Origin of the sequence: Providencia sp. (assembly GCF_040396775.1) — a bacterium.
In the GTDB taxonomy this organism is placed as follows: domain Bacteria; phylum Pseudomonadota; class Gammaproteobacteria; order Enterobacterales; family Enterobacteriaceae; genus Providencia.
Map to the genome: position 1 here is coordinate 41997 of NZ_JBEBNT010000011.1, position 15673 is coordinate 57669.

Here is a 15673-nt window from a genome sequence, read left to right on the forward strand (position 1 = left end):
GTTCAGCCCTCAGCTGAATTTAGGTATTAAAAAAGGCCACCGAAGTGACCTTTTGTTTTTATGCTACGCAGTTTTAAATCAGCTTGAGTAAAACAACGGGATCCACCGCCATTTCATTGCCTAGCAACTTTGGTTGATGGATATCAATATCACTAAATTGAAGGCCTGTTGATTTATACAGTTCTCTTAATTCCCTACCTATTGCCTCACTTATACGCCTTTCAGCTTCAATTTTCAGTGCTTTTGCATTAGTCATAACCCGCCTCTTTAAATGCGCGTTCATCCAGCGCTTTTAATTCAGATAACAGAATAAACTCGCCTTTATCGGTATAAAACTCAGAAGGAGCCATGCCCCCCTCTTTCATCAACCTAAACCGCACTTCACCAAACACTTGGCGCTGTCGCCATTCGGGTTGCCTTTGGATCCACTCTAAATACGTCGTTTTTGCGGGAACTTGCCCATCCATTGACGCACGAGTCCCATCGTCCATTTCATCCGCATCAATGCCTAAATCACGCCACGATTTAAGAATGAGTGTTTCCGTTGAACGGCATCCCCAATGGATTTTGCCGGGGCCGCGTTTATAGGGAACCTTATGGCCAATCGGATGACCGTTTAAAGTATATTTCAGCCTGTCACGCACAATACAATCATGAGAGGTTTTGTTATCCAGCGTTGAGAGCCACTGTTTGCAATCAATGATGTCTTTATTGGCGTCCACTAAATGTTCACGTGCAGTGACTTGCACATGGTTAATAGCCGTTTTGGCTAGCGTGGTGACATTTGCACGACTCATCTGTAATGCGCCGTCTTTATAATTCTGCTTCACATGACCACGAATTTTTCGCCCGATTTGAACGGCGCTATCCCCATTGAGATAACCATTACGCACGGTATTGCTGATGCGGGTCATACGGTCTTTTTCTAGCCCTGATGCCCACTCAGACAATAACTTCCCTTGGAAAGGTCGAGACATCGCTGAGGCGTATAACATTTCCTCGCTGATCCCCATAAAGGGATAATGGCGTAATATCGCATCAGGCAACAGTGCATTGAACAAGGAAGGATAAAAACTGACTTCATGAAAAGCATACGCCTTCATTTCATCCGATAAAAACGCAAATGCCCGCTCTATTGCTTGACCATTAATCCGTTCGACGCTGGACAATAATGACTCCAACCGCCTAACCGTAAAGCTATTGATATCAATGTCAGCATCATCCAGTACAGTAATTAATGTTGCCGTGAGCTCAGCATCGAACTCATTCAATACCTTGACCATACGTTTAGCGACGCTGGTGGAATATCGACCTGAAAAGAGTGAATGAGCAATTAACTCATCCATTAACTGCGTATTCACGGATATCACGTTTCACCTACCATCGTGGGCTGCTGAGTATTCAGTTCATCCACCACCACTTCAATATCATCTGCAGGATCGATAACATCGTATTTTTGCAAACTACGGACTAAATCAGATTTACGTGTCGCCCCCGATTGCCATGCTGAAACTATTTCGCGGATCATCGCACTGTCTGCGATGTGGTTAACAAGGTCTTTGTTAATCTCAAACGAAATGTCCGTCGTATCTAAACCTAAATATTCAGCACACCACATTAGCGCTTTACTAAATGCATCAGAAACGTTTGAACAGCAAATACTCAAAATGGAAGTTTGGGCATTCTGTTCACCGACAGATTGAATAACCGTTTTGACCTTACTATCCGCAGAAACCAATTGAGCGCCCAACGCAACCATGTAATCACGCTTACTGTCCATCGCCTCTTTGGCTAGCATGTTAGGTTGTGCTTGAGCGTACCCAAAAAAGCCGTCTTTAGGCAGCATAACAGGTGAACGAGAGCCCACAATAACCCCAGTTTTCTCTAAATGATCTCGCCACGTGGTATCTAACCCACCAAGGTATGGCTGAACTTGGCCACAAAAGAAAACAGAGTCCTCATAATCAGCCGAATTTCGATAATGCCCTAGGTTAATCTTTGCCAGCCCCAATAAGGGAGCCTCGTCTATCGTGTGGTCATTATTCTGCGCCCCAATAAACGTAAACGGGATTTCATCCCATGCGCCATTGCCTGCACGCTCAGGCATGTACTCAGAATCGATTTGAAATACGCTTTGCCCTGCTGCCTTGCGATAAACACGGCAAATGAAATGACCGTCTTCAATGGCTAATACACGGTATTGAATCGCATCCTTAAAGCCAAATCCGTCCTCTTCTTCTACCATTTCACGCAATACCACCAGCGTTAACATCGTGCGCCCATTGATGCGCGCGGTACGCCAGTTAATAATGTCTTCAGCACGATATTGAAATATGTACGGGAGTTTCGAATCGCTGTTGTAATCAACGTACAGACCATGCCGACCGACTTCTAATACTGACTCAAGTGAAGACTGAGCCAATTGATAGATACTTGAACCTGCCCCGTCAGCATCGTCTTTTAAACACGACAGCTTTTCGATAACGGCAACTAAGGGGTCTTTTTTAAACGCCATGCCTATCATACCGTTTCGAGTATTGCCCGTTATGGGGTAAAACACGGCCCTGTCTTGATAGTCTTTGTTACGTTTCTTTTTACGGGCATCATCCTGCTCGACAAGTTCTGGCAAATAAGTGTTTATATCCTCGCCACCTCGACATACATCACGGACTAACTTCCATTGAGGCGCAGCCGCTTTGTATTCAGGGCGAGTAAAATCAACGTTGTTTGTACTCATTAGAAGGTTGTTCCTAAATTAATGCCAAAGGCTGGGCGAATCGGTTTATGGAGAACACGATAGCGTGTACTATCCCAGTCATGATCTTCTTGCTCGGTATCTACATCATCAGGGTTTTTAGAGTCTCGAACTAAAACAGGAACTCGACTGATCCAGCCTCGGCAATAGTCAAAGACATAAAATGCCGCTTTTTCTGGTATGCCTGACTCTGTTTTCTTACCTTCAATCACCGCCTCGAGCATATCGGCAAAAAGTGATGCTCCGTTAATACGGGAACCAGGGTTTTTATTCGCTTTCATCCATTCGACACCTTGAGCCTCCATTTTTTGTGCAATGGAGTCCTCGTCATCGTTAGGAGTATAGATAGAATTATCTGCAGGACCTTTAATCACCTTTTTACAGATATTGGGCATAATATTCATTTGCCCCTGTGTAATACCGTCTTGAACTATTTCGCTAGGGATAACGCTATCTAAGCCAGCTAAGCGCTCATCAATCCACTTAATCCCTTTAGCAACATTGGTTGATGACATATTCAGCCCCTTGTTGAGCTCATCAGGCGGGCACCCATACCACTCACCAATCAAAATTAACGTCCCTGCTGGTGGGCAAAACTTACGGCCATCGGGTAAGGTGGCTTCGGTACCATCCGATTGCGCCCACCATAAGTTAGAAAATGGCTTTGACTCCCCCCAGTCATGGGAGCGGTCAACAATCCAACTGTCGGGGATCTGAAATGGCTTAATCACATGGTGTGTTGCATTCCAAAGATGGTCAAAGCGACCCCCGCTTGTCACATCCCAAGAACCTTCCACCCACGCCTTTTTACGGTTTGGATCTTTAATGCTCATGAGCGTAGCGATGTATTGGGGATCTAAGTACGGGTTTTCTTTAAATGAACCGTGGATAGCAACGCGAGTTAATGTGATTTCTTCATCACGCTCAGTTTGTGGGTTAAACACTTTCTGTGTTTCCCGAATAACCGTTCCTCGTGGCTTTGGTTCGATAAAGCGCTTTTTCACCCACGTATGACCAATACCAAACGGGTTGGTCGTACTGAAAACCTCAAGCGGAATAGGCTTTAGTAATGTGCCATTTTCAAGGGGGTAATCTTTTGGCCTAAATGATGAACGTCGACAAGAGAACATCGCTTCATAGAAATCGGCTGATTTTTGCTTGGTTAACTCGTTAAAACCAATAAAGGGAAACTCTTGCCCATGGTAATCCCAATAATCATCCGCTTCTTTACCAAAACGAAATAGTAGCTCTTCACCAGTTGGCCATACCCAACGCAATTCTGATGCTGAAGCAAGAAAGCGAGCGCCATCTTTAAACAACCGATACATACGCTTTGATTGCGTGATGATGTCGGCAAGGTTTTTGTACTCCGTATCAAATATGATACCGCGCCAAAATGAGCCATAGCCAATACCCACATTACGCCTAAAACGGGCAAGTTGTGCCGCTGTTTTACCAGGACCTCGCGTGCCTTCATATAGTATTTCATTGCATGGGCAACTTAAGGATAACGACTGCGAACCAGGCAAAGGCTTCCAAACTACGTTGTAATTCATTCACCTAATACCCCGCCCTGTTGCTGTTGTGCGACTTTCTCCCAATCATCCACGCTGTCACAAGCAGGAACAGGCATAATGTTGTGCGTCGTCTCAACTTTCTGCTCTACCTTGTGTCTGTTGGTATAAACATCCCCACACTCTTTTGCAGCTTGCTCAGCTAATTGTGCAGTTAACGCAAAATTACGCATGCTCTCAGCTTTAACCGCCATTCGGTCTAACATTCTCAAACGGTAGGCTTTATTCGCTATGGGGATGTCTGTTATTTCGGTTTGGAATCGTTCGCGGGTTTCATTAAAAAGCTCTACCCACTTTTTCGCTAATTTACGCCCACTTGACTTTGTTGGGTCATGAGATTCAACTTGCTGGCGGCTCACTTTTAACCCAAATTCATTTTTGACGGACTCAACCACTTGAGAGGGGGTGTCATAGCAGGCAAGGGATTGAATAATATAAATTTTAACCTCTGATTTTAACGCTGCCATAATCAATACCTGTCAAAACTAGTCAAAAATTTAAGCCAGTTTCATTAAACAGGTTCCGCACGCTCTGGATATATTCAACCTAGCCACTTCTGGCTTTTCGCTTGCGGCATCAATGATTGCTTGAACCTCTTCACTAGCGCCATATCGACGAACAACGCCGACAAATTCTTCTACATCATGCCCTCTTAATTTCAGCTTAGGCATACCGTCCTGTGTGAACTTGGGTGCGCCAAATTCATCCATGTCTTGTGCTATATGGTAAAGCTCATGTTCAATCAATGCACAAAACTCGGCATCCGAACATTGAGCGCAGTAATCAGCAGCTAATGTGATAACAAACTTAGGTATGCGACCAAACCATTCATACATTTGTTGTTCCATTCTGGCTTTCTGCCATCCACCAGCACGCATCATGACTTCTTCACATTGACCTAACACATACCGACCTTTCTTACTAAATGAGTTTGAGGCCCACATAAAACAAATATCTGCATCAATTAAGTGCATATGATCAGGATTATGAATATCACCGTCATCATTGAGTAGGTGTTGCTGTACCCACTCATTAACCTCAGGAGCAGGCGTTATTTTTATGTGCGGAGAAAATGATTCGATAAACTCATGAGGTGGATATGGCCTAGCAAATGCTTCATCACTCATAACTTCCTCAATCAGAATATTTAACTGGACAGATCAATATATTTTCGGGACCCGTTGTGAAGCTAAACCATGAGAACCTATATAAAACTCTATCAACGCCACTCAGTGAATGACGTTTGTAGAATTTTATAAATCAAGTTGTTCTTTACGTTGAACCTCAGCGCGAACTTGCTCAATAGCATTCGCACTCGCTATCTCAGAGTTAGCTTGTGTATGCTGAATGGCTGTAATTGAAGAGTGTAATTGACTAAACTCAGACTCAACCTGTTGTTTAAACTTTTCGAATTCTGACTGCTCACGAGAAATAACTTCACTTGTTCTGCTAATTTCAGCGGAGGATTCAAGAATAGCAACAGCAGATTGTTGCTCACGGTTATCATTAACGCCTGTGGTTATTTCAAACCGCGCTTGCTCTGCGCCCTTTTTAGTTTGTTCTTCCGCGGGCTGCAGTACCTTTTTCTCTATAGTGCCATTCTCAATAAACACATCATTAATGAACACTCTGCTAGAAGAAACTGTAAACACAGGTTCTAAACACCCTTTAGGGTTGAATATACCAAAATCCACTGTGAAGCCTTGCTGAGCAGGCTGCTTCAGCCCAGTGCTCACCATTAGGCCTTCAATACGTTTTAATTGTGCTTCCAGCTTATCTAAGTCAGTGCTATCGACTGATATCTTTATAGATAGGGTGGCTATTTCTTTTTTATCTGACATGACTGTCTCCATAAATGAAAAAGCCACCAGTGATTAGCTGATGGCTGTGAACCTTTACAAATATAAGATGGCTATTGTTTGAATAAACACGTACTGTCATTGACCTCATGCAGTACACCCAGAGTCATTGGGAATAACAATAAGATTTATGCTAACTCATTGTTTACTATCCCGTGACAAGGATATAGTGAAATCACTGTGTTGTTTGCTCATCCTTGATGGGCTATTTTTTTATCTTTAGTTCTCTAGCTGCAGAACACCGTGTTCGGTTGAGCCTGAATAAGCCAACAGCCCTTCATAAACAACATCATCACCATCAAAGACTTTGCCCACTTCAATAGTGTAAGACGGTTGCCCTTCTTCTTGTGCAAACTCATAAAGAGACTTAATTTGTTCAGGTGTTAGTACAATTTTACCCATTTGATTGATACTCCGATTTGGATTAAGTAATAAGTAATGATAATATCTTGCCGCTGGTTAAGGATGACTGGTCCTACAACAATAATGATAAAGCTACATTTCCATTAGATATGCCCTTCTATAGAGGGGCTTTTTTATGTCATTTGATAATCACCAATATAATTGCGCATTTGAAATAACCTGCTAGGCTTAACACTGATATTCATCGTAAAGCAACACTTTAGCCTACAGCTGTGTAGGCTTTTTTTATTTGCATACACTTTTTTCAATATTCTTTTCCGTATTTTGTAACAGTTTAAACCTAGATTATTTAACATATACTGATACTATCTGCGCTCCCTATTAGGGATATTCATAAACAAAAAAATTGGTTCAATTAATAGATTACTTCAGCCCCGCCTCGCAAAGGGGCTTTTTTTATTCTTTCGGAATGCTTTTATCCAACTCTTCACGGAATTGAGCTGGTTTATCGCAACCTTGTGTTGCCATGATGTTTCTCCTGTAGGTATAAAAAAGCCCCGCGATTGCGAGGCTGACATACTTAGTTAAAATTTATTACACTTATTTATCAATTAATGTACTATTCTGTAAAAGAAGAGATATATAACAATAAACCTCGCTGTGCATACTGTTAGCTCATCCCCCACCAGGCATGGGCTATTTTTTTACCCTTTCCGCTTCAATCTCTCGAATGGCCTTTTTGTCTAAATTACATTGCTCGATAACTGTTAGTAGCGACTCATTTATCAATAGAGAGTCACCCCAAGGAAATGTCTCAGGGATGTACTCAGGCAAGCAGTCATTGAGCAGATGGGCTGGGATGGGCACTGATGGCGTTTGAACGTATTCTATTCGCGTGGTTGTGCAACTCGATAGTAGCATCACGAGGAGCATCAATAGCAGCACACTTATCATCCACAATAACGGTTTTGATGATAGTTTTAACCGTTTCAGAAGCCACTGCTGCCGCGTCACGTTCCCTGAGGTTATTTTGTGAGATTTCATTAAACGTTACCGAGAGTTCTAAAACGGTGGACAATATGAATTGATTGGCAGCGAGTTCATTTGCTTTTTTATCAAACTTATCACTTAATTTGTCATAGTCATCAGCAACCCACCAAAGCCAAAATAATAAAATGGCACAAGCGGCCATTAATGCTTTAGTTAGTGAACCCATATCACGACTCTTTCACTGACAGCGCAGCATCACCAATTGGCAGCGGTCGGGTATCGATTTCCCCGCCTTCTGGATAGCAGTAACCAGTTACACGATCCGTCTTAAACGCTTTGATGTTAACAGCGTCGGATTGATTACCGCCCAATACCAGTAATGCGCCTGATTCTGTCTTGCCAACAACGAAACCGACATGACCACCACCATCACGAGAGAAAGTTACAACGCACCCATATTTAGGCTCGGATAATTTCACACCGTAATTCAGGTATGAACGAGATGAGTCAGAGCGAGTTGAGCGAATACCAGCGCGCTCTAACATGGCGTTGACGAAGCCAGCACACCAAGGAACTTTGCGCGCAGTACCAACTAATCCACGCAGCTTACTATCAATCCACATTTGATCGACTGCTTTCGACCCTTCAGCGGTATGCTCAGATACACCAATTTCTTTTCTGGCTTCAGTTAGCCATTTAGGTTCAGTCATTTCTTCACCATAAAAGTAAAAGGCCGCTTAATTAGCAGCCAGATTGATTTGATTCGGGACATTAGTTTACTGATGACAACAACCGACATGATGTTGCCACCCGCGGAGAATATGACGACAAACAAAATACCGCTGAATAATACATCGGATGATGCTGCTATTCGGTCTCCCGCCACCGTTTGGTATATTTGATAAACCCAGCAAATAAATAAGGCCGTACCGACAATCGAATCTCGGCGCTTAGCATAACGACACAAAAACACGGTGATTGCCGAGGCTGATTTAAATAAAATATCAGCGGAACCTAGAGGGTTGATATCTATCCAGCGCGTCACGGTGGTAAAAACTGTTAAGAAGGCGTCCATCAGTTACCCCCTTTATTTCGCCAATCTTTAATGGCCTGTACGATACTGCTGAAGTTTCGGTCTATTGATGCGGCAATACGACTAAACAACTTTCTAAGGTTGTCTTTGTTTGCAGCAAGCACCAGAACGGGGATTAACAATGCCGAAATAATAACTGCCATTATTCTAGGGCTAATATCCCAGCTCCATATCTGTGAGATAACATCAGAAGCTTCTTTAGCAATGAGAATCCCCACACCTAGAGCTAAAATAAAATGAAGTATCTTTCGTCGGTTATTATCTTTAGATGCAATGACGGAAACTGAAGCGCCAATAACTGCCCCTAGCACAACACCATAGTCGGCACCAATAAGGAAACCGCCCATCGCGCCACCGCCAGCAGCACCGAGGGTTATCCCTATTGATGTGCTCATAAATGATTTATTCTCTTAACAGTTAATGAGAAGGTGTTTTACCTCTGCAGATAACCCGAACCGTATCACCCGTTACCGTCGTAATGTAAGCATGGTCTGTTCGTTTGATGTCAAATGCAGGAACACCGTCTTTTGTTGTGTATTCCAATCGAGCAGCTATATCGGGATTATCGACTACTGGATAAAACTCCAGTCGATACATTTTTCCCAAATAATGTAACTCTTCAACTTTACGGCCATTACGTTCTGTCATTAATTTAAGTGCGTACATAGTTATGTTCCTTATTTTTAGACAACAAAAAAGGCCACCGAAGTGACCTTTAGTTAATTCACACATTACACTTATGAAGTATGGCAAGTTGGGCAACACCAGTAACAACCATCAGCTGTTCTGTAACCATTGGTCTTAGCCTGCTCAACCGCCTGAGAGCAATTAGCGAACAGCCCTAAATACTGCCTATTCAATACCCCAGGCATATGGTCGCAGCCATCTTTATGTACTTCATAATCGCCGTGATTATCGGTAGTTGTGTGAATGTAATAGTGATGCATGCATATCTCCTTTTGTTGCGTACGCAAGGAGATAATACATAGAATAGGAAAATAATACTTAAGCTAAATTCACATTTTCCATATTTCAAGCCACCAGCTACAGAAGCTAGTGTGGGTTAATGAATTCAGTTGATATTTAGGTTAAGTTAGAGGTTCAGCCCTATGTGACTTACCGAAGGGATGGCTGATTAACTTCGGCGTGAGACTTTAATATGCTAGATAAAAAAATGCGTAACTTCGGCTTTGTAATGGATAAATCAATTCCTGTCCCCACAGTTATGGAATTTATCGCGCTAAAGCAAGTTCTTTTATCCGTTATAGCTAAGTTACCATATGAAACCAGGCAAGAGATTGTTAGTGAACTTGCGCTGGTGGAGTCACCCGTTATGGCGGAAATGGTTAAGAACTTAAAAATGATAGATCAATAGTTGCTCCACCAGCAAAGAGCCATGCTATTGGCTCTTTCTTGTTACCCCTACTTCCATTGATGAATCAAATCTAGACTGAAGCTTATTGAGTGTTTCTCTAAAAGCCTGTTCACTAGCTTCTATAGCTGCCTGAACTTGTAACATGCTCGTATTAGCTACCGACAAATCACAGCTCATTGCCGCTTGCATGTCAGTGAGCTGTTTTTCTAATGCTGTTACTTGTTCTTCTAAACTACGGTCTGCCTTTACCTTAGAAATGCGGGTAATTCGTGCTTTCTTGATATTTCGACTCATAACTACCTCTCTTAAATAGAAAAGGCCACGCAATGCGTAGATGCGTAGCCCTTGGAATAGTTTGTTGTTGAATTACTTCCTATACTTAAAATGATAGTAACTAGTATTTATCGTTTTTTTTCAAAAACGCTATTCTCAGCTTGCATATCACTCATGCATTCAGGGCAACTAACAACAGTGCTCGTGGTCATACTCTTAACTTTCTGTATTGCGCCATATTCACCAAAATAATAACCAACATAAGCAGCATTACTGTGTTGAATAAGTTGCGGGCATGCTTTTTTATGCAATACGACTATTCCATCACGATCACTTCTCGTTAAATAATAATCCATAACGCCATACCTTATTCTTTTCCCTGTTATTTCAACCTAGCAAATAGACAACTTTGTATCAATGAATAGATCTAACGCAGGTAAATAATTGAAAGAATATATGGGTAGGTACTCAGCACTCGCGTTATCCACAATGAAAAGGTAACTCCCAGCTTTACGAGTGGATTTCAAAAGCAGCGGGCCTACCACGTGAAGTTATCTTTTCATTATGAGAAACACGCCAAAGTAATACTAAGCACCCCATACATAAATTATCATCATAAAATCTTCAAATATATCTCATTATATCTCCATACTTTTTAAAAGGTTTTTAAGTAAACTAAAAAAGCAATCTAGCACCTACCTGTTAATTAGAAATATAAGGAGTCAGATTATGAAAGCGTTATTCCCTCTACTTCTATTAGTCCCTATCATTGCGATTGCACAACCAGGGTCATGGAAAAACTCAAATAATCCTCGCTGGCAAGATACGGCTAGTGAACGCCCATTTAATCAAAACAGAGCTAATATGCAGAATATGCGAAACATCAATCAAGGATCAGCAGCAAGAGGTCCTAGATTATTAGACTGTTCTAATACTACCAATGTAGCCTTGTGTGATAAACACAATGAAGCACTAAAAGTATGCGGCACAGAGAGAGGGCCAGCTCACGCAAAATGCATGCAAGATGAAATCTACGGTCAAGTAAATCAACAAACAACCAATTAAACATATGATAGATAATTATATTTAGTTTATTACAGCTGTTATATGTGCTGAATATTTTTCACCCATTTACCTTAAGTTAAATTGGTGATATAACAACTAACGTTGTAACAATATTTCCAGCATTGCTAACTCTATTTATTGGTTAATTTTCCCAGTGTATTTATGCCACCTTCTGCGGGTGGCTTTTTTTTCTTACTCTCATTTGATTATTAAATTACACTTTGAAGCAGTATGGACACTCTTTAATCTTTGGAAAAAAGTATATCTTCGCAACATAAGTCGCCGATAAACCACTATCAAACTTACCTAGAAATAGTATCTGTACCCCATCAGGTAGGTACTCACAATGGCTCCTGTGTACTCGATGATAACCATATTCATCTATTAAGGTATCTAGGTAATAGTCCATACCATCATTCCTTTTTGTTATATTTTCCCTTAGATAATACAATGGAATTCATTGACGTTTAAGTGGTCACGTTTCTTTTTATTCTTTTGATAAAAACCCGCCATTGCTGACGGGTTTGACTAGGGTTGATGGTCTTACAACTGATGTAGTTCGCAAATTAAATATAGTTCACCATTGAAATTGTGCAAGCTCAACTCTTCAGCTACTAATTACTTTACCCAATGTGGAATAGCGACAAATAGAAGAAATAATACCAGTGCAGCTACTGCTACCTGTAATGCATTAACGATCCCCATAAATACAATCCCTTTATAATCAGCAATTAATTAATCACTTACTATATAAAAGTAGTCGTATTTTTCGAATTGTAAAATATTACTCATTGAGAAAGAAAAAACCCGCCATTACTGACGGGTTCCGCTATAGAGACCTGTTAATCATCCCTGATATCCATAGCTCACATAGGGTATGCTACGGGTATCTAACTTGCAATTAATAATTGTAACGCTTTATTAGCTTTCGCGAGAGAACTTGATGATATCTGAGTATAACTACACATGTAACTCTGAACAAAGGTGACAGCAAGCTTTACTTGGTTTAGAAAGCAAAAAACCCAGCACATTGGCTGGGTTAGTTGGTGAAGTTACTAAAATGGCAACTTACCTTAAAATAGTGGCTCATTAGTTCAAAGAAGTCAACACGTTTTTGCTATTTCGCTTTAATATTGCCTCTTTTTCTCTATTTTTAAATGCATCCACCAACGGTTGGTACAATAAATATTCAGATGCCTTTAATATTTCCTCTACCTCTCGTCGACAAGTAGACATTGAAGGCTTTCTTTCTCTTGGTAACCCGTTTCGACGAGCCATAACTCTAAGCTCATAGTTATCATGCCTACACTTAGCTATAGCCCGATCTGATACACAGTAAACATAACGACTAATCAGCATTTTGAAAGCGTCTATATCAAGATGGTAAATGATGCTAAAAACGCTATTTATCAATAACCCGTCGTCATCACTACACATCGGCCTATCTGGATAACTTCTACGCTCTACTGTAGCCATAAACTGAGCAATCATACTCCCTTGTCTCTTTTTAAGTCGTCCGCTATAAACCCAAGCGCCAAATAGAGATAGCCAATTTTGGAGCCATATCTCACGATCTTTGTCTAATACCAATCCATCAGAAATGTTTTTTATACTCGACATGCGCGCAGCTCCATTACTTCTCTTTTGGTTTGCTCGAGTAGTTCAATCTCGGTACCATGAATTTCTTGCCATGTTTTTGGCGCTGCATGAAATCCAGTATCGTAACTAGGCCGGTGATGAGGTGGACATAGAGGCAAAACATCTTTATGGCTAGCTCGCTGCGCCATTCCCTGCCCCGTTCTTACATGATGGATTTCTGCAGGGCTTGCTCCATACCCCATATTTCGGCAGCAAATACAGCCAAGTTCTGCTACATCTGATAGCCACTGTTTATCTTCTTTGGTCTTTGATTTTTTGGTCATTGGTCTTGCCTCTAGGTAAAATCTAATAACTGGCCAGCTGCATTTTCAGCGGCTTGTTGCGTGGTAAAATTGCGGAATAGAATGAAATTCCAAAGCACATCAAGGGTTGATTTATAGAGTTCGCCAAAGGCTAGGTCATCCATTTTGGCAAAGCTGATTGATTTAGCGACACGGCGTAGACTACCGTCTGGCATTTCAAAGGTTTCATAATGGCCAGATTGCTCAACGACCCAGTAACGGAAAGCATCAAAGGATTTGGTCGCTGAAATATTGTGAGCGCGTTTCTGTGCTATCTCATTGAGGTAAACATCTGCAGCAGATTGGAGGGCATCGTCGTTATCGGTGTAGTAAGCGAGGAATTTAACGTAACCACGAACCAATTCTTTTTCTTCAGGCGAAATAGTACCGCCGGTTGGTTCCCAGTATTCATACCCTAGATTGAGTAAAGCGAAGTATTTACGGTGGAAACGTGGGTTGCGAGCTTTCTTGAAATCAGCCGAAAGCACATCACCACACTTGATTTTTGAATGTAAAAAATCTCTCGCAGCGGGGTTAGCCGGTACAAGAGTGTCGTTAGACATTTTGATAAAGCTATGCTGTGCCATACGTTTCTCTCAGTAGACACAGCAAGTGTTAAGATTGGGTGTTCAGACCAATGATAGGATTATATATGAATTAACCAACAGAATAAATGAAAGAAGCTTTATCGCTGATTGGTTTATTGACACCAAATAATTCGCGTACTAATTCTCTTGTAATTCCTGTCTTAACTAGAATGTTATTCCATGATAAATCATCTAACATTTCAATACTTCTAGTCAGTAAAGTTGGCTCTTCTACTGGAATTAAATTATCTCCGGGCTCAACAGCAGTGTAACCTTTTGTATTAAGATACATATACCCTTGTCTAGCCTGATCTTTCGTAATTAAACCTAACGCTGAAGCTCTGTAAATTATCATTCTCAAACTTACTCTCCAGCGTAATTTAAAATCACCTAAAGCACTCCAATCCAAGTAGCGCCCCCTCATTCGAGGGAATTCTTTCATGAAAGATACTCTAGGAACCATAAAGGCGCTAGAAAACTGATTAGCCTGACTTTCAGTTAAATTATCCCCAGTAATAATCCCTTCATGCAAAACTATATGACCTAATTCATGCCCTATATCAGATCTAAATCTACATACTGAACTTTTAGCATCATTACGAATTATTATGGGTCTTTTACTATTTACAGTAAAAGCATCAACTCTATCATCAACATCAGTCACATGGGTAATGATAATACCTAAGTTTTCAACGAATTTTACCATCGATGTTATTGGCCCTAGCCCTATCCCCCAATAACGGCGGCAATTCTCAGCTATTCTTTCAATGTCATCCAAGGTATTCATTGGACGATCTGAAATATCAGGGATATTTAATTCAGGATACTCAATTTCATCTTCTAGAGAAGAAATCAAAGAACTTAAAATTTCAGCCCTTGCTAATATGCTGTTAGTTAAAGTTTTAGTTCTAGATTTTTTACTTCTAAAATGGCACTGTTCATCCTCTATTGGATAACTTCGTTCAGTAAATAGAAAATCAGGTTGTATATTCAAATACCGAGCAATTTCATCGGCAAGTTCTTCTGATGGCTTAAAGCCTTTTTCTAGTTTACTAATATATTGTTTACTTTTACCTAAAGCCGTCGCTAATTCTTCACACGACAACCCCCTCGCCATCCTGGCAAGTCTCAATTTATCCCCTCTATAGCCTGATTTAAAATCAAACAGTTCCATCTTTCTTCACAGTTTCATCTGGTGCGTTACGGCGTTTCAACGGAGCATCATCAATATCAGCAGCATCAGGTCTCGCATCAGAACTATCCATCAACGGAACAGAAACAGCTTCATGATATCTAATTTCACTTACGCTAGAACCATATTGGTTAATGCCGACTAAAGCCACATCCCATTGAGGAAACTCATCAGTCTCCTCAATAAAATATGGCTCAGCAAGTATTCGCCATATTAAATCATGCTCCGCTTCTAAATCATTGCCGCCAAATAACGTTAATTGTTTTGATTCAGCTTTGTTTCTCACTAATCGACGTTTCTTCTTTGGTGCAAGAATACAGTCTTTAGAGAACTGGATAGGAACCATATTAATCGAAAAAACAAAATCAAGTCTTTCAGACACCATTTTCAATTCAGGTATGGTGCCTTCTTTCGCTGTTATTTTAATATGCTTTCTTACCCAGCCATACTCACGTACCCCAGTAGTCCAGCGGCAATCTAATACATGCTCATGTTTAGGAACTTCCATAAGTACGCCAGCAATAGATTTTAGTAAGTCCATAACTGGTTTTTGTTCTAAATACGGTTGGATATCCCAACACGGCATTAGATTTCTATCTTCCATTCT

Annotated in this window: 24 protein-coding genes; 2 read left to right on the forward strand and 22 right to left on the reverse strand. The window is 41.0% G+C overall.

Annotation, left to right across the window (positions count from 1 at the left end; genetic code table 11):
* Positions 1–73: 73 nt before the first annotated feature.
* The 15 genes from ABWP91_RS12715 to ABWP91_RS12780 all read right to left on the reverse strand — a co-directional run bounded on the left by ABWP91_RS12715 (position 74) and on the right by ABWP91_RS12780 (position 9581).
* A complete protein-coding gene (locus ABWP91_RS12715) occupies positions 74–256 on the reverse strand; it encodes a hypothetical protein (protein ID WP_349479839.1) in 183 nt (60 codons plus the stop codon).
* The gene (locus ABWP91_RS12720; RefSeq protein ID WP_349479840.1) at positions 249–1370 is read right to left on the reverse strand and encodes a structural protein; all 1122 of its coding nucleotides are present in this window, start codon (positions 1368–1370) and stop codon (positions 249–251) included. Before ABWP91_RS12720 ends, ABWP91_RS12715 begins: the two co-directional genes overlap by 8 nt.
* Complete coding sequence (locus ABWP91_RS12725; RefSeq protein WP_353243580.1) at positions 1367–2737, reverse strand: DUF4055 domain-containing protein; 1371 nt, start codon at positions 2735–2737, stop codon at positions 1367–1369. Before ABWP91_RS12725 ends, ABWP91_RS12720 begins: the two co-directional genes overlap by 4 nt.
* A complete protein-coding gene (locus tag ABWP91_RS12730; protein ID WP_353243581.1) occupies positions 2737–4311 on the reverse strand; it encodes a terminase large subunit domain-containing protein in 1575 nt (524 codons plus the stop codon). The genes ABWP91_RS12725 and ABWP91_RS12730 overlap by 1 nt, the downstream gene beginning before the upstream one ends.
* Entirely contained in the window at positions 4308–4796 is a 489-nt protein-coding gene (locus tag ABWP91_RS12735) for a DUF2280 domain-containing protein (RefSeq protein ID WP_110592012.1), read from the reverse strand. Before ABWP91_RS12735 ends, ABWP91_RS12730 begins: the two co-directional genes overlap by 4 nt.
* Before the next feature lie 30 nt (positions 4797–4826).
* Positions 4827–5456 (reverse strand): putative metallopeptidase, encoded by a 630-nt coding sequence (locus tag ABWP91_RS12740; RefSeq protein ID WP_353243582.1) that lies wholly within the window; start codon positions 5454–5456, stop codon positions 4827–4829.
* A 126-nt stretch (positions 5457–5582) separates the two neighbouring features.
* A complete protein-coding gene (locus tag ABWP91_RS12745; RefSeq protein WP_353243583.1) occupies positions 5583–6170 on the reverse strand; it encodes a hypothetical protein in 588 nt (195 codons plus the stop codon).
* A 237-nt stretch (positions 6171–6407) separates the two neighbouring features.
* Positions 6408–6590 (reverse strand): hypothetical protein, encoded by a 183-nt coding sequence (locus ABWP91_RS12750; protein WP_273839260.1) that lies wholly within the window; start codon positions 6588–6590, stop codon positions 6408–6410.
* Between the two features lie 657 nt (positions 6591–7247).
* Positions 7248–7505, reverse strand: coding sequence for an Rz1-like lysis system protein LysC (lysC, locus tag ABWP91_RS19830; RefSeq protein WP_425031277.1), 258 nt, complete (start codon positions 7503–7505; stop codon positions 7248–7250).
* Positions 7390–7767, reverse strand: coding sequence for a hypothetical protein (locus ABWP91_RS12755; RefSeq protein WP_273827885.1), 378 nt, complete (start codon positions 7765–7767; stop codon positions 7390–7392). Before ABWP91_RS12755 ends, lysC begins: the two co-directional genes overlap by 116 nt.
* Before the next feature lies 1 nt (position 7768).
* Positions 7769–8251, reverse strand: coding sequence for a TIGR02594 family protein (locus ABWP91_RS12760; RefSeq protein WP_273803539.1), 483 nt, complete (start codon positions 8249–8251; stop codon positions 7769–7771).
* Positions 8248–8616 (reverse strand): hypothetical protein, encoded by a 369-nt coding sequence (locus tag ABWP91_RS12765; RefSeq protein WP_349479846.1) that lies wholly within the window; start codon positions 8614–8616, stop codon positions 8248–8250. Before ABWP91_RS12765 ends, ABWP91_RS12760 begins: the two co-directional genes overlap by 4 nt.
* Positions 8616–9029 carry a putative holin gene (locus ABWP91_RS12770; protein WP_110592017.1) on the reverse strand — a complete coding sequence of 138 codons (414 nt, stop codon included), beginning with the start codon at positions 9027–9029 and terminating at the stop codon, positions 8616–8618. Before ABWP91_RS12770 ends, ABWP91_RS12765 begins: the two co-directional genes overlap by 1 nt.
* Positions 9030–9051: 22 nt before the next feature.
* Positions 9052–9300: a hypothetical protein gene (locus ABWP91_RS12775; RefSeq protein ID WP_349479847.1), complete on the reverse strand. Its 249-nt coding sequence runs from the start codon at positions 9298–9300 to the stop codon at positions 9052–9054.
* Between the two features lie 71 nt (positions 9301–9371).
* A complete protein-coding gene (locus tag ABWP91_RS12780; RefSeq protein ID WP_210814728.1) occupies positions 9372–9581 on the reverse strand; it encodes a hypothetical protein in 210 nt (69 codons plus the stop codon).
* Positions 9582–9793: 212 nt separating this feature from the next.
* Here ABWP91_RS12780 and ABWP91_RS12785 point away from each other — a divergent pair, with 212 nt between their 5' ends.
* The gene (locus ABWP91_RS12785; RefSeq protein ID WP_217008387.1) at positions 9794–10009 is read left to right on the forward strand and encodes a hypothetical protein; all 216 of its coding nucleotides are present in this window, start codon (positions 9794–9796) and stop codon (positions 10007–10009) included.
* A gap of 24 nt (positions 10010–10033) precedes the next feature.
* Here the strand turns inward: ABWP91_RS12785 and ABWP91_RS12790 are convergent, their stop codons facing one another.
* Entirely contained in the window at positions 10034–10303 is a 270-nt protein-coding gene (locus ABWP91_RS12790) for a hypothetical protein (protein WP_349479848.1), read from the reverse strand.
* A gap of 107 nt (positions 10304–10410) precedes the next feature.
* On the reverse strand, positions 10411–10638 hold the full coding sequence (locus tag ABWP91_RS12795) for a hypothetical protein (protein WP_349479849.1): 228 nt from the start codon (positions 10636–10638) through the stop codon (positions 10411–10413).
* Between the two features lie 373 nt (positions 10639–11011).
* Here ABWP91_RS12795 and ABWP91_RS12800 point away from each other — a divergent pair, with 373 nt between their 5' ends.
* Positions 11012–11347 (forward strand): hypothetical protein, encoded by a 336-nt coding sequence (locus tag ABWP91_RS12800; RefSeq protein WP_349479850.1) that lies wholly within the window; start codon positions 11012–11014, stop codon positions 11345–11347.
* A 1089-nt stretch (positions 11348–12436) separates the two neighbouring features.
* Here ABWP91_RS12800 and ABWP91_RS12805 read toward each other — a convergent pair.
* The 5 genes from ABWP91_RS12805 to ABWP91_RS12825 all read right to left on the reverse strand — a co-directional run bounded on the left by ABWP91_RS12805 (position 12437) and on the right by ABWP91_RS12825 (position 15652).
* Positions 12437–12967 carry an antiterminator Q family protein gene (locus tag ABWP91_RS12805; protein WP_349479851.1) on the reverse strand — a complete coding sequence of 177 codons (531 nt, stop codon included), beginning with the start codon at positions 12965–12967 and terminating at the stop codon, positions 12437–12439.
* The gene (locus ABWP91_RS12810) at positions 12955–13269 is read right to left on the reverse strand and encodes a Ref family recombination enhancement nuclease (protein WP_196718783.1); all 315 of its coding nucleotides are present in this window, start codon (positions 13267–13269) and stop codon (positions 12955–12957) included. The genes ABWP91_RS12805 and ABWP91_RS12810 overlap by 13 nt, the downstream gene beginning before the upstream one ends.
* Before the next feature lie 11 nt (positions 13270–13280).
* Positions 13281–13874 (reverse strand): DUF1367 family protein, encoded by a 594-nt coding sequence (locus tag ABWP91_RS12815; RefSeq protein ID WP_349479852.1) that lies wholly within the window; start codon positions 13872–13874, stop codon positions 13281–13283.
* A 70-nt stretch (positions 13875–13944) separates the two neighbouring features.
* Entirely contained in the window at positions 13945–15048 is a 1104-nt protein-coding gene (locus ABWP91_RS12820) for a helix-turn-helix domain-containing protein (RefSeq protein ID WP_349479853.1), read from the reverse strand.
* Positions 15035–15652, reverse strand: coding sequence for a hypothetical protein (locus tag ABWP91_RS12825; RefSeq protein ID WP_353243584.1), 618 nt, complete (start codon positions 15650–15652; stop codon positions 15035–15037). The genes ABWP91_RS12820 and ABWP91_RS12825 overlap by 14 nt, the downstream gene beginning before the upstream one ends.
* Positions 15653–15673: the final 21 nt, after the last annotated feature.